Origin of the sequence: Prosthecobacter sp. (assembly GCF_044232965.1) — a bacterium.
GTDB lineage: Bacteria > Verrucomicrobiota > Verrucomicrobiia > Verrucomicrobiales > Verrucomicrobiaceae > Prosthecobacter.
The window spans coordinates 54615-69203 of the sequence record NZ_JBIIKX010000030.1 but is presented as its reverse complement, the minus strand read 5'-3'; the positions used below and the strand labels follow the sequence as shown (position 1 = coordinate 69203).

General features: G+C 62.4%; 7 protein-coding genes. All 7 read left to right on the top strand.

Annotation, left to right across the window (positions count from 1 at the left end; translation table 11 throughout):
* The coding region (locus ACILSI_RS14115) for a hypothetical protein (protein ID WP_395722532.1) at positions 1-1852 on the top strand (1852 nt) is incomplete at its 5' end.
* Positions 1853-1898: 46 nt separating this feature from the next.
* A complete protein-coding gene (locus tag ACILSI_RS14110; RefSeq protein ID WP_395722531.1) occupies positions 1899-2345 on the top strand; it encodes a GxxExxY protein in 447 nt (148 codons plus the stop codon).
* A 30-nt stretch (positions 2346-2375) separates the two neighbouring features.
* Positions 2376-4559, top strand: coding sequence for a hypothetical protein (locus ACILSI_RS14105; RefSeq protein WP_395722530.1), 2184 nt, complete (start codon positions 2376-2378; stop codon positions 4557-4559).
* A 55-nt stretch (positions 4560-4614) separates the two neighbouring features.
* A complete protein-coding gene (locus tag ACILSI_RS14100; RefSeq protein WP_395722529.1) occupies positions 4615-7917 on the top strand; it encodes a hypothetical protein in 3303 nt (1100 codons plus the stop codon).
* Between the two features lie 8 nt (positions 7918-7925).
* Entirely contained in the window at positions 7926-10265 is a 2340-nt protein-coding gene (locus ACILSI_RS14095; protein WP_395722528.1) for a hypothetical protein, read from the top strand.
* Positions 10262-11281, top strand: a complete 1020-nt coding sequence (locus ACILSI_RS14090) for a squalene--hopene cyclase (RefSeq protein WP_395722527.1) — start codon at positions 10262-10264, stop codon at positions 11279-11281. Before ACILSI_RS14095 ends, ACILSI_RS14090 begins: the two co-directional genes overlap by 4 nt.
* On the top strand, positions 11271-14486 hold the full coding sequence (locus ACILSI_RS14085; RefSeq protein ID WP_395722526.1) for a TlpA family protein disulfide reductase: 3216 nt from the start codon (positions 11271-11273) through the stop codon (positions 14484-14486). Before ACILSI_RS14090 ends, ACILSI_RS14085 begins: the two co-directional genes overlap by 11 nt.
* Positions 14487-14589: the final 103 nt, after the last annotated feature.

The window sequence follows — 14589 nt, the reverse complement described above, 5'->3', positions numbered from 1 at the left end:
GCGCATGGCGCAGCGCATGAACAAGGGGCTGTCGCGGCTGCGGCAGATTTTGATCCTCGCGTTTCGCGTGCTGGCGGTGGCGGCGATCCTGTTTGTCATCACGCGGCCGATGGCGGGAGGTTTGCTGAGTCTGACCGGCGGCGTGCCGGACACGGTGATCGTGCTGCTCGACCGCTCGGCGAGCATGGAGCAGCAAAACCTCGCCACCGGCACCAGCAAGCGCAGCGCGGGCCTCGCAAAGCTCTCGCAGGCCTTGCGCGACACCGTGGGCACGCGCTCGAAGCTCGTGCTCATCGAAAACGCGCATCTCCAGCCGCAGGCGCTCGAAAAGCCGGAATCACTCACTGATTTGCCGATCACCGGCCCCACGGACACGAGCGCGGACGTGCCTGCGCTGCTGCAAAGCGCGCTCGACTACATCGCCACGAATCAAACCGGCCGCACGGACGTGTGGGTGCTCAGCGACCTGCGTCAAAGCGACTGGGATTCCGGCGGTGGACGCTGGCAGGCGCTGCGCAGTGGCTTCGCCAGCCTCAAAGGCGTGCGCTTTCATCTCTTAACCTATGCACAGCCCGCCGCGCAGAATTTGAGCATCGCCGTCGAGCGCGTCACACGACGCGAAACCGCCGAGAAAGCCGAGTTGCTGCTCGATGTGCGCGTCACGCGTGCCGACTCGGCCAAGGAGCCGCTCGAACTGCCGCTGCGCTTCGTCGTGGGCGATGTCAGCACGACCTTCAAAGCCGAGATGAAGGACTCGCAGCTCGTTTTGCAAGCGCACGCCATCCCCATCACCAAAACGATGAAACAGGGCCACGGCCGCGTCGAACTGCCCGCCGATGCCGCGCCGAGCGACAACGTCTTCCACTTCGTCTTCGCCGAACCGCCCGTGCTGCGCAGCGTGATCGTCAGCGACGACGAGGCCACCTTCACGCCGCTTCAAGCCGCTCTCGAAGCCGCCGCCGATCCCACGCGCAAATACGCCTGCGCCGTGCTGCCGCCGTCGCGAGCCGCAGAGATCGCGTGGGACGACACGGCGCTCATCCTCTGGCACGCGCCGCTGCCGAAGGAGGGCGACATCATCGCCAAACAGCTCGCGAATGCGCGATGCGTGCTGTTTTTGCCGCCGGAAACGCCGAATACGAATGCCTTTGCCGGTCTGCAATGGGGGGCTTGGAGTGGCGACAGCAAACCGGCCACCGTGAGCTGGTGGCGCAACGACGCGGGCCTGCTAGCGAACACGCGCAGCGGCACCGCGCTGCCGCTCGGCGATCTCGAAGTGCAGCGCCGCTGCGACATCCTCGGCGAAGGCACGCCGCTCGCTCGTCTCGGCGAAAACCAACCGCTGCTCATGCGAGCGAACACCACCGGAGAAAACCAAGCTTGGTTCCTCGGCACGCTTCCCGGCTCCGGCGCGTCCACCTTGGCCCGTGATGGCGTCGTGATGTTCGCCATGCTTCATCGCGCGCTCAACGATGGCGCACGCGGCCTCGGCAAAGCACAGCAACGCGAAGCCGCTCCAAACGCTCTCGGCTCCGGCGACTGGAAAAGACGCGGCGAAGCCGTTTTGAGCACCGAACTGCCTCTGCGAGCCGGAATCGCCGAAAGCGGCGACAAACTCGTGGCCCTCAATCGGCCGTTACGCGAAGACGCACCCGACTTCCTCGGCAAAACCGCCCTCGGCGAGCTTTTCGCCGGTCTCGATCATCACATCATCGAAGACCAGGTCGAAAACGAAACCAGCCTCGCGAGCGAGGTGTGGAGGACGTTCTTGTTCCTGATGGCCATCACGCTGCTCGGCGAGGCGCTGCTGTGCATGCCGCCGAAGCGAGAGCCAACTCCAAGCAGTGTTTAGCCGAAAGAAACGAAAAACATAAAAAACTAATCCGATCATTGATGCTATGAACACCACTCCGAAGGATCCTGTCTTTGAACTGACTGATGTCGTCAGGGAAACAGGTTTCAGAATTCATCGATTCCTCGGCCCTGGGCATTTGGAGAAGATTTATGAGCGCTCTTTGATGAACCGGCTGCGGAAGATGGGCTTCAAAGTCGAAGAACAAAAAATGCTGAAGGTCTATGATGAGGACGGAACCGAACTTGGTGAGTTCTACGCCGACTTGGTCGTGAATGATGTCCTCATTTTGGAACTCAAAGCGGCCAAAGAGATTGCAGACGAGCATGTGGCCCAACTGCTGGGCTATCTGCGTGCCTCGGGCATCGAACATGGTGCAATCGTGAACTTTGGTGGGGCTAAATTCCAAATTCGAAAACTCGGCATGAAGGACATCCCAAGCATGACGCGCTTCCGCAAAATCACCCAGACCATCTGTTCCTTCTTTTTTTGATTCTTTCGTTTCTTTCGGCCGATCCAACTCATGCAGCCCACCACCAGCCAGCTCGTCTTCAATCCCACGCCCGAGGCTTTTGCCATCGGCGTGGCGTTTATCGTGGCGGTGGCGGGGCTGGCGTTCATGGCGTGGCGGCGCAGTGGATGGCGGCCTTTGATGGGATGGTTGGAGCTTTTGCGGGTGATCATCGCGGTCGGCATCGCGATCACGCTTTTGCAGCCGGAGTGGCTGGAGACCTTCAAACCTCAAACTCGGCCTGTTTTGGCCGTGCTGGCGGATGTTTCCGGCTCGATGAGCACGAAGGATGTGATTCGAGGTCAGGAAGCCATTGCACGCGAGGAGCTCGTGAAGCCGCTGATCGACGAAAAACTCTGGGCAACGCTCAAGGAGCGCATGGATGTGGTCATCGAGCCGTTTTCGCCCGCCACGACCGATGGCACGGACATTCACGCGGCACTGCTCGGCGTGCTGGAGAAGCAGCCGAACCTCAAATCGGTCGTTTTGATCAGCGATGGCGATTGGAACCTGGGCCAGCCGCCATCGCAGGCCGCCACGCGACTGCGCATGCGCGAGGTGCCCGTGTTTGCGGTGCCCGTCGGGTCGGAGACGCGACTGCCGGATGTCGAATTGAGCAGCTTTGACGTGCCGACCTTCGCCGTGGCGGGCAAACCGCTGCGCATTCCATTTGTGATCGACAGCTCGCTGCCGCGTGATGAGGTCGTGGTGCTCGAAATGAAATCGACCAGCGGCGAGATCATCACGAAAGAGGTCACACTGCCTGCGATGAGTCGTTATCAGGATGCCATCGCGTGGAAGCCGGAGAAACCGGGTGAGGTGAAGCTCACGCTGACGATTCCGAAAGCGCCGAACGAGCGCTATCCCGAAAACAACACGCAGGAAGCGCCGCTGAGCGTGCGCAAAGAGCAGCTCAAGGTACTCGTGATCGAAAGTTTTCCGCGCTGGGAGTATCGCTACCTGCGCAACGCGCTTGAACGCGATCCCGGTGTCGAGGTGAACTGCCTCTTGCTGCATCCCGGCCTCGGCAAAATGGGCGCGGGACGTGGTTACCTCGACAAATTCCCGAAAGACGAGGAGTTGACGAAGTTCGACGTGATCTTCCTCGGCGATGTCGGCACGCAGAAAGGCCAGCTCACTGGCGAGCAATGCACCGCTTTGCAAAAGCTCGTGCGCGACCAAGCAGGCGGCCTCGTCTTCATGCCCGGCTTCCACGGGTTCCAATCAAGTCTGCAAGAAACGCCGCTCGCCGATCTGCTGCCGGTGATCTGGGATGCCGCGCAGCCTCGCGGCTGGGGGTCGAGTGCTCCGGGCAAATTCGCGCTCACCGAGGCAGGCACACGCAGCCTTTTGACGAAGCTCGAAGACACTGACGAAGCCAGTGCCCGCGTGTGGAGCACGCTTCCAGGCTTCCAGTGGTATGCGCCGGCGCTTCGAGCCAAAGCGGGCAGCGAGGTGCTCGCCATCCACGGCAGCGAGTCGAATCAATTCGGGCGTGTGCCGCTCATCGTCACGAAGACCTACGGCGCGGGCAAAATCCTCTTCATGGGCACCGACGGCGCGTGGCGCTGGCGCAAAGGCGTGGAGGACAAGTATCACTACCGCTTCTGGGGCCAGGTGGTGCGCTGGATGGCCTATCAACGCAACATGAGCAGCGGCGACAAGATGCGCCTGTTTTACTCGCCCGATCGTCCGCGCACCGGCGATGTGCTCACGCTGAATGCGAATGTCATGAGTCTCACAGGCGAGCCGCTGCGCGAAGGCGCAGTGATCGCACAAATCGAAGCGCCGAGCGGCAAGGTGTCGAGTTTGCGGCTGCTACCGGCCGGCGAGGAAGCCTGGGGTCTGTTCAACGGCACCTTCACGCCAGGCGAACCTGGCGATCATCGCGTCATGCTGAGCTGCGCCGAGGCGGGATCGAGTTTGGAGACGAAAATCTCCATTCAAGGCACCAGCCGCGAAAAACGCGGTCAGCCGGCCCGCATTGATGTGCTCAAAGAGATCGCCCAATTCACCAAAGGCACCGTTTTAGACGCCACAAAGCCTCAAAGCATCGTCGATGCCATCGCCGCCATCCCCGAGGCCGCTTATCAAGAACGCCGCCTGCCACTGTGGGCGCATCCCGCTTGGGCGGGGCTGCTGGTGGTGCTGTTGGGTGTGTTTTGGGTGGGAAGAAAGGCGGCGGGAGCGTTTTAATGATCCCAATCAAAAGCTCGTCATGACCGTTCAATCACGATAACATCCTCGAATTATGAAAACGGAACTGCCGCCCATTCTGGAAGCGAAGCTGGCTGATTTTCGTCAGCGGGTTTGGACGGTGAAGCTGATCGAGGGATTGCTGGCGGCGGGGTTTGGGCTGGCGCTGTCGTATTTGCTCGTGTTCGCGCTGGATCGCGTGATGGAGACGCCGGTGTGGCTGCGAGCATCATTGCTGATTGCCGGTGCTCTGACGTTGGGACTGGGACTGCCGCTGAAGTGGCATCGCTGGGTGTGGCGGCAGCGGCAGTTGGAGGATGCGGCGCGGTTGTTGAAGCGGACGTTTCCACGGCTGGGCGACCAGTTGCTCGGCATCGTGGAGTTGTCGCGGCATGAAGACGCGTCGCGCAGCGAGCGGCTGGTGCAGGCGGCGATGGCGCAGGCGGCGGAGGCGGTGAAGGACAAGGATTTTACGCACGCGGTGCCGGAGGCGAAGCATGTGCAGTGGGGCTGGGCGGTCGGTGTGGCCGGAGTCATTGCTTTGGCCGTTAATCTGGCGGTGCCAGCGGCGGCCTGGAACACGATGCTCCGCTGGGCCATGCCGTGGAAAGACATCGAGCGCTTCACGTTTGCGAGGATCGAGGCGCTGCCTGACCGGCTCGTGGTGCCGTATGCGGAGGCGTTTGATTTGAAGGTGCAGTTGCGAAAAGACACGCAGTTGACGCCGAAGCAGGCGAAAGCGCGGATCGGTGATCAGCCGGTAGTGCTGAGCGGTTTGAAGGAGAGCACGTATCCGCTGGTGTTTCCGCCGCAGAAGGCGGATGCGGAGCTGAAGCTTTCTTTGGGCGATGTGCGCAAGACAGTGAGCGTTTTGCCGCGCACGCGGCCGGAACTTACGACGCTGTCTATTCGCACGCGGCTGCCGAAGTATCTGCAATACAAGACGGAGCCGGTGACGGAAGTGCATGGCGGCGCGGTGAGCGTGTTGAAGGGCGCGGAGGCGGCGCTGGAGGCCACGGCATCGCGTGAGCTGGCCTCGGCGGAGGTGGATGGCGCGAAGGAGAAGGTTTCCGGCGTGAAGATCGTGACACCGCTGCGCAAAATCGACGCGGACGTGGAAAAACGTGTGATGTGGCAGGATCGCGATGGTTTGACGCCACGCGAGCCGCTGGTGCTGCGGATCAACGCGATTGAGGACGAAGCACCGCGTCTGGCGGCGCGGCGTGAGACGCCGGAGCAGGTCGTTTTGGATTCGGAGGTCGTGGCGTTTGATGTGAATGTGGAGGACGACTTCGGCATCCGCCGCACAGGCCTGGAATGGCGCAGCGTGAACGATGACAAGACGAAGGGCGACAAGATCGCCGCCGCAGGCGAGCCGGAGAAGAAGACGCTGGCGGCGAAGGCAACGTTCAGCGCTTCGCGTGACGGCGTGGAGCCGCAGACACTCGAAATTCGCGCCTGGGCGGAAGATTACCTGCCGAACCGGAAGCGCGCGTATTCGGCGGCCTTTCTGCTGCATGTGCTGAACAAGACGGATCATGCGCTGTGGCTGACAGAGCAGTTCGGCAAGTGGCTGGAGTCGGCGAGAGAGACCTATGAGCGCGAGCAGCAGCTTCACGCGACGAACAAAGAACTGCGCGAAATGAGCGCGGCGGAGCTAGACCGGCCGGAGAACCGCCGCAAGATCGCGCAGCAAGCAAGCGCGGAGAATGCGAACGCGACACGGCTGGGCGCGCTGAACCAAAGCGGGCGCAGCTTGGTGGAGCAGGCGACGCGGAATGATGAGTTCGACGCGAATCGACTCGAATCGTGGGCGACGATGCTCAAGTCACTGCAGGACATCGCGAAGAAGCGCATGCCGAGCGTGGCGGAATTGTTGAAGGAGAGTTCCGGGGCCAAGGCAGGCGCGAAGAGCAACGGTCAACCGCCAAGCGAAGGGCAGAAGGCGAAGGGCGAAGGGGAAAGCAAGGCACCGAGCAAGCCTTCTGCACCGCAGATCGCGAACGGAGCCGACTTGCCGAAGGGAGCGCAGGGCGGGAAGGCTTCGACGGAAGAGCAGAAGAAGACGAACATGCCAAGCATCGCGGACAAGGAAGGCTCGATGAGCAAACCGGAGCAGGAACCGGCTGATCCGAAGGCAAAGCCATCGCCGCCGAAGCCGAGCACGATGAAACTGCCGACGACGCAGATGGCGGCGGCACCGTCGAAGAAGAAAGACGGCGAGGCAGAGACGAAACCGGCGGAAACACCGGCGCAGCAGAAGATGGACGAGGCAATTGATGAGCAGAAGCTGCTGCTGGCCGAGTTTGCGAAGGTGTCGGACGAGCTGGCGGCCGTGCTGGCGAGTTTGGAGGCAAGCACGTTTGTGAAGCGGCTCAAGAAGGCGTCACGCGATCAACTCGTGGCAGCGAAGGACTTGAACACGAAAACGCTGAGCGCCTTCGGTTTGGAAAAGCAGCCGGTGAAGGACGCGGCAGGCATCGCGGAGCACGAGAAGAAGCAAAGCGAGGTGGTGCGCGTGATTCAGGGCGATCTTGAGGCGTATTTTGCGCGGAAGCCGGAGATGCATTTCAAGAACGTGATCGGCCAGATGAAGGAAACGCAGGTGGTGAAGATGCTGGCGTATCTGGGCGACCAGGCGGCCTACAACTTGAGCGGCAGCAGCATGGCGGGCGCGGAATTCTGGGCAGACACGCTAGACCGCTGGGCGGAGGAGATGGTAGCGGCCAGCGAGTGCAAGTCGTGCAGCTCATGCAGCAGCGACAGCCTGCCTCCTGAAATCGTGCTCCAAGTGATGAAGGCCACTCGTGACGAGATGAAGCTGCGCGATGAGACGCGTGAGCTGGAGAACGCCAAGGCGGCGCTGGCGACAGGCGAACACACGAAGAAATCGGCGGACCTCGCCTCGAAGCAATACGGCATCCAGGCAACGGTGCGCGGGGCATTTGATGACATCCTAAAGTTGCCGCAGGGAAATGAGAAGTTTGGCCGAGAGCTGAAGCTCTTGAACGCGGTGCAGGGCGTCATGATGGAAGCGGCAGGCATTCTGGACAAAGCCGACACGGGGGCTGTGGCCGTCGCGGCGGAGACGGAAGCGATTGAACTGCTGCTCCAGGCGAAACGGCAAGGCAAGGGCGGCGGCGGTGGAGGATCGAACCCTGGTGGTGGTGGCACCGCCGATTCGGCTTCCGAAGCGGCGCTGGCGGATTTGGGCGATGGATCGGACGCAGAATCGAGCGCGGAGTCGCGGCCTGTGGGTCAATCGACCGGCAAGGCCGGGCGCGAGCTGCCGGAAGAGTTCAAGACGGGCCTGGACACTTATTTCAACAAGCTGGAGTCAGGAGGCACGCTGAAATGATGCGGCTGGTGCTGACACTTTTACTGCTGGGCCTCGTCTCCGTGCAGGCGCAGACGTATCTGCCGCGCTCGGAGCTGACGAAGCCGCTCTCGCCGAAGGTGGAGAAGTTTTTGGCGGACTTCGTGGACCGGTGCGCGGTGGAAAAGCAGAAGCAGCTCACCACGCACATGACCGAGGTGATGAAGGCGGTCGATGCGGCGGTCAAACTCACGGCTGACGAGACCACCGCGATGCAGGAGCCGACGAGCAAGGCCGTGGAAGCTGCCGTGACGGCCTGGAAGCAGCCTGGCGTGGTGGCGATGCGCACCTATCTCAACCGCACCTCCGACGCGGCCGCCACGCGGCACATCAACGGCTGGAAACCCGATCTGGCAGGACTGAACGAGCCGGTGGAGGGCTGGACGCCGCCGGAGCAGGACGCCGGCTGGCTGGCGGCGCTGCGCAAGACGCTTGGCGAGGAACGTTTCAAAGTGTGGAGTGCTGCGGACATTCAGGCACGGAAGCAGACCGACGAGGAGATCAACACTTACCTGGAACGCTGGGTGCGCGAATCACGGGGACCGATGAACGAGGACTTGCAGGCGCAGATTGATCTGATGAAAACAAAGCTCGCCCTGAATGAGGAGCAGGTCGCCGCTTTGAAAAAGACAGCGGAGGCGCTTCTGGACCAGATCACCGAGGCGGAGCGGCAGCGCGCGGCGGGCATGCTGAGGCCGATGCCGGCCGAGGCGCGCCGAAACATCCTCAAGCGCAGCTATTTTTACATCCGCTTTGACCGTCCGCGAGGCCCAGCCTGGGAGGAGCGGTGGGAGAAGGCCGCAGCGCAGGTGCTGAGCGCGGAAGTGATTGAGCAATGGCGCAAGGTGAGCGTCGAGGAACGTGTCAAGAGCGAGGCCGAGCTAGCGGAGCTGGTGAAGCCTTCCGAGGTGTACATGCGTCAGCAGATGGAGCAAAGCATGCTGGCGGAGATCGACAACCTCGCCACCGAACTGAGCCTGGACAAGGAACGGCAGGAGAAGCTAAAAAAACTGTCGGATGAGGCGATTGAGGAATCCTTGAAGCTGGGCCGGAAACAGTGGCTGGAACAGGCGCGGAATTATTCCGCCTCCGAACGTCAGCGGATGAGAGCCAACACCTACTTCGGCCTGAACGAGGAGCAGCAGGCGCCGGCGCTGCCGATTTGGAAGGATGGCTTGACACAAGTGCTCTCGGACGTGGAGCGCACACGCATGACGACAGAGAAAGAGCAGCGTGAGCAGCGCTCCCTCGTCGCGCTCTCACGCGCCTGTCTGGCGGAGATGGACCGGGCGCTGATGCTGAACGACGTGCAGCGCCTGAAGCTGGAGCCACAGATGCTCACGCTAATGGAGCCGCTGCTGGAACAGCGCCGCCAGCAGTACTGGAGCCACAGCCCGCAGCAGTTGTTTCAAAACGCGGGCAAGGCGAGGGCGGAGACGGTGCGTGAAATCCTCGACGACGTGCAATGGAAGCGCTGGCAGGAGCTGACGGCCTCAAACAGCAGCCCCTCTCCTCGCAACACGAACGATCGGACCGCCACGCAGCCCGAAGTGCCTGACATGGAGGAGGCGATTTCGAAGCACCTGTACAAGATGCTCCTCACGGAACGCAAGAAGACGCTGGATGCCATGCTTCCGCAGGTGGAGGAGGCACAGCGGGTGCTCGTGCTGCCGGAGGCGACGGTGGCACGGCTCACCACGGCTGCGAAGGGCGCGGTGGAGCAAAGCCTGGGCTACTGGAGGCAGAACACGGAGCGCTATGTGCGACAGACGGTGCAGAGCGCCACGCCGAAGAACCTCCTGCAACTGCTCACAGGCACCGAACGTGTGAGCTTCAACCGGAACAATGGCGACAGCGGTCCGCAGTCCACAGAGGTCTGGCAGACAGCCCTGAAGGCCGCGCTCACGCCGGCACAACTCAAGCAGCTCGAAACCGCCGCACAGGCCCGGCAGGATTTCCGTCTGCGGGCCATGGCAGCGATGACCGTGGCGGAGCTGGACCGCCGCCGCCGCCTCTCGGCCGAGCAGTGCGCCAAACTGGAACCGCATGTGAAAAAAGTGCTGGTGGAGTACCAGCCGGATCTGGAACGCTACATGTCCACAAGCTGGTTCCTACAATACTACTACGCGCTGGTGCCGGTGGCCGGTGTGCCGGAGAAAGAGATGCAGGAAATCCTGACACAGCCGCAATGGAAGCTGTGCAAGGACCGCGACCTGCCGGACGCCATGCAGTACTGGGAGGGCATCGAAAACAATCACAAAAACCGGCTCAAACAGGGCGGGAATGGGAATCAGATTTTTTTTAATGGAGGGATCATGCTGGATCAATGAAACGACTCTTCAGAGCTGCCTGCTTGACGCTGCTTTGCACGGCTTTTCCTGCCGCAGCCCAAGATCCTGCGTTGCGTTTTGGCGGCGCGGTGCCGCAGGAGGTGGAGACGGTGTATGAGCGCGGTCTGGCCTGGCTGGCGTCGAAACAAAGCGAGCAGGGCAACTGGCAGGGCGGTCATGGCGGTTCCGGTGTGGATGGCATCTGCCTCATGGCGTTTTTAGCCGGCGGCGAGGAGCCGAACTTCGGACGTTACGCACCGAACATCCGCCGGGCGCTGCGGGCGATCATCCGCAGCCAGGACGCGACCACGGGTTATCTGCCGAACAGCATGTATCACCACGGCTTTGCCATGCTGGCCTTGTCCGAGGCTTATGGCGCGGTGGACGAGGCGCTGCTGTGGGAGGGTGAGAAGCCGGTGCGCGGCATCGCGCAGGCGCTGGACCTCGCCATCCGCTGCGCGGGTACCTCGCAGAAAAACAACCGCTGGGGCGGCTGGCGGTACATGCCGAACTCCACGGACGCGGACACCTCGGTCACGGGCGCGGTTTTGATGGGGCTGCTCGCGGCGCGGAACGCGGGCATGGAGGTCTCCGACGAGGTCATCAACACCGCGCTGGAGTACATGCGACGCAGCACCGGCAAGGATGGCAGTGTGACCTACAGCGGCGGCTTTGGCGGTTTCGGAGAGTCGATGAACCGCAGCGCCATCGCCACGCTGGTGGCCGCTGTGTCGAAAAACAAGGAGACCGAAGAGTTCAAAGCCACGCTGAAGCACATCACCGAGCGCCTGGAGCACAGCGAGGGCAACTACAAGGAGTACTTCCGCTACTACATGGCGCAGGCGCTTTTCCAAGGCGACTATGCCTCCTGGCAGAAGTGGAACGCCGCCACCGCCCGTGTGCTCAGCGAGACGCAGGCCGCCGACGGCAGCTTCAATAACGGCCCGTACGAAACCGGCATGGCGCTGCTGGCGCTGGGACTAAACTATCGCTTCCTGCCCATCTATGAACGCTAAGCGCACGCTCATCGCCTTCGCGCTCTCCTGCGCCCTCGGGCACGCCGCCGAACTGCACTGGCGCAACGGGGAAATGATCGGCGGGGATTTCCTCGCCGCCGAGAAGGATCGGATAGCGTGGCGCAACGCACAGATGTTCACCGAGCCGTTGCGAGTAAAACTGGATGTGCTGAAAAAGGTCATCCGGCACAAGGACGCCGAAAAGACCGAGGAACCCTTCAGCCTCCGCCTCGCTGACGGCAGCCGCCTGTATGGCACGATCACCGGCCTGAACGCAAAAACGCTGGAGGTGAAGTCCGCGCGATTCGGCACGCTGAACATCGCGCGTGAGGCGGTGCTGGGCGTGCAGCGGTTGAAGGCGGACGGGCTGCTGTTTGCCGCGCCGACGAGCACGAGCGGGTGGATGGAAGGCGGTCAAATCGGCCAGGACAACAAGGTGAAGCTCTGGCGCATCGTGCCCGGCGCGGCTTTGAAGCAGGTCGGCTGGAATCGCAGCGCCAGCCTGCCGCTGGAGGTTCCGGAACTCGTGGAAATGCAGTTCACACTCAGCTCCTCGGTGCGGCCCGAGTTCAAGGTGGAGCTCATGTCCAAGGACAAGGAGAGCCTGGTCGTGGAGACGTGGGCGGACGACGTGGTGCTGCAAGGGCGCGTGTTCCAGAGCGTGCAGAGGCTGGCCGAGGCCGACCGCCGCATCACGCTGACCTTGTTTTGGAATCGCAAAACCGGCCAGCGCGCGATTTACGGAGCGAACGGGAAAAAAATCGCGGAAACGAACCAGCCGTCTGTGGAGAAAGAAAAAGCTGCCGAACCGAAACCGGCGGAAAAAAAACCAGCGGGCAAAGGCGGCGGTTTGTTTGGCGCCTTGCTCGGTGTGGTGCAAAACGCCGCCCAGGCACGCGTGGACGCCGCCGTGGAGGCACGGGCCCAGATGCTCCGTGCCTCAAACGAACCCGTATCTCCCGCAGGTTTTACCCTGCTGAACAAAGGCCCCGATCTCACGCTCGAAACACTGAGCCTGCGTGCCTGGAACGGCACCCTGCCAGCAGAAGTCGCCGCCAAGCGCCCGCGCATCGAGCTGACGAACGGTCGTTCTTTGCAAGCAGCGCCCGTGCGGGCCAGCGCGACCGCTTTGACCGTGAAAGAGGGCGGCGGCAAGGAAACCACGCTGCCCTGGGAGCAGGTGCTGAGCGTGGAGACGGGAGGCACGCCCTCGCCCTTCGTTCAGATCGCGGCACCAAACGTGGAGCTGTGGTTCACCGATGGCGAGTGGGCGCAGGGCGAGTTGCAGCACATGCGCAATGAGACCGCCACGCTGAAAACGGCCTGGTCGGAGGCACCCGTGGCCTTCAAGATCACGCGCATGCACCATCTGGAATTCAAGGGCTACGCTGAGGACAAGCCTGCGGTCAATCTGGCAACCTATGGCAAACTGACCCTCAACAAAAAGGTGCTCCACGGCACGCTCGATGCAGGGGGCGAGTCCCAGCCACGCTGGAAGCCGATCGGCGGTCTGCACTCGGTCCCGATGGTCAGCACAGGCGAGTTGGAGATCATCCGAACTCCCCCCGCCGACCCCGAGGGCCTGCGCAGCGAGGCCTTGTTCTACCTGAGCACCGGCGATGTCCTGCCCGGCGCATTGCGGGCCATTGACGCGAAGCAGGTCGATCTCGACTCCGAGGTGGTCGCCTTGAAACAACTGCCGGCGGAGAAATTGCAGGCCATCCAGTTCGGCGGTGAGAACATCAAACTTGAAGGTTTTGAAGACCCCGGCTGGCAGCGCACGCGTGGCACGGCGGACAAGGTGAAACGCCAGGGCAAAGCGGGGCTCGACTTCCAGGCCGGCGGCACCTGGGGGCACCCTTCCTTCATGCAGGTCAATGAGGTCAGCTTCAAGCTGCTCAGCAGCGGCTTCAACGCCCTGCGCGTGCGCCTGTTCACCGATGGCGTGAGCCCCGCCGCGCCCAGCACGAACCTGCTCTTCGGCCACATGGGCAGCGAGGTGTGCTTCGGTCTCGAAGCCAGCGGCGACCAGATGGACCGCCAGTTCCGCATGCCCAGCGACGGCCCCGCGTCCGTCCGCATCGTCGTGGCCGAGAACGAAATCGAGATTTTCATCAACGGTGTGTCAGGGCGCAAGATTGTGCTCACTCCGCAAATGCGTTCCGGCAGCGGCATCCTCATCGAGCCCTTCAGCCTGTGGGGCAATGGCGAGCGCGAGGTGAAGATCCAAGCGTTCATCGCCCGCATCGCGCCGGGCCGTGTGGCCGTTCCCACAGTCAATCTGCGCTCCAAGGAGCATGCGCTGACCGTGCCGCGCTTCCGCAAGGAAGACCCGCCGCGCCACGCGCTGCTCGCTGCGAACGGCGACCTCCTGCGCGGCGTCATCGAGGCCGCCACTGCTCAGCATTTCGCCATTCGTTCCGGTTTGGAGACGATCCAGGTGCCGCGTGATCGCGTGAAGGCCGCCGTGTGGCTCATCAAGCCGGTGGACGATGTCAGCGCCGCCTTCGAGGCCCGTGAAAGAACCCCGCCCGTCATCACCCACTGGCTGCTATTGAACAACGGCGGTCGTCTCGGCTTGAAGGTGGAGCGCTTCGATGCGGACATTGTTGTCGGTCAAAACGCGTTGCTCGGTGCCTGCCGTGTGCCGTTGAAGCAGGTCCACATCATCCGCAGCACCACACCGCCGGACAGCGCCGCCATGCTGGCCCTGCGTGACTGGAAACTCAAATTCGCCCCCGAGCCCGTGCTTCCGGAGAGCGGCGGACAAAGCTCCCCGCTGCTCAAACAAGACGCCAAGCCCTTCAAACTGCCCCTGCTCGGCGGTGGCGACTTCGATCTCGCGCAGGAGAAGGGCAAGGTCATCGTCCTCGACTTCTGGGCCACCTGGTGCGGCCCCTGCGTCAAATCCCTGCCCGGATTGATCGACGAAATGGCCGTCTTCGACTCAAAGAAGGTCCGCTTCATCGGCGTCAATCAAGCCGAGGCCAAAGACGCCGTGAAAAGCTTCCTCGACACCCGTGGCTGGAAACTCGAAGTCGCCCTCGATGCCAACCAGCGCGTCGGCCAGTCCTTCGGCGTCGAAGGCATCCCCCACACCGTCATCATCGGCCCCGACGGCAAAGTCGCCTATGTGAAAACCGGCTTCGAACCCGACGGCGCGAAGAAGATCGCGGAGACGGTGAGGAAGCTGTTGGGAAAGTGACATTGCTTCCTCCGCTGCGGTAACGTACTATTCACACCGTGAATTTTTGCTCGTATGTGGGCGCAAACCGACGTTTTTGTTGCCGCACTCCAACATGGGATTA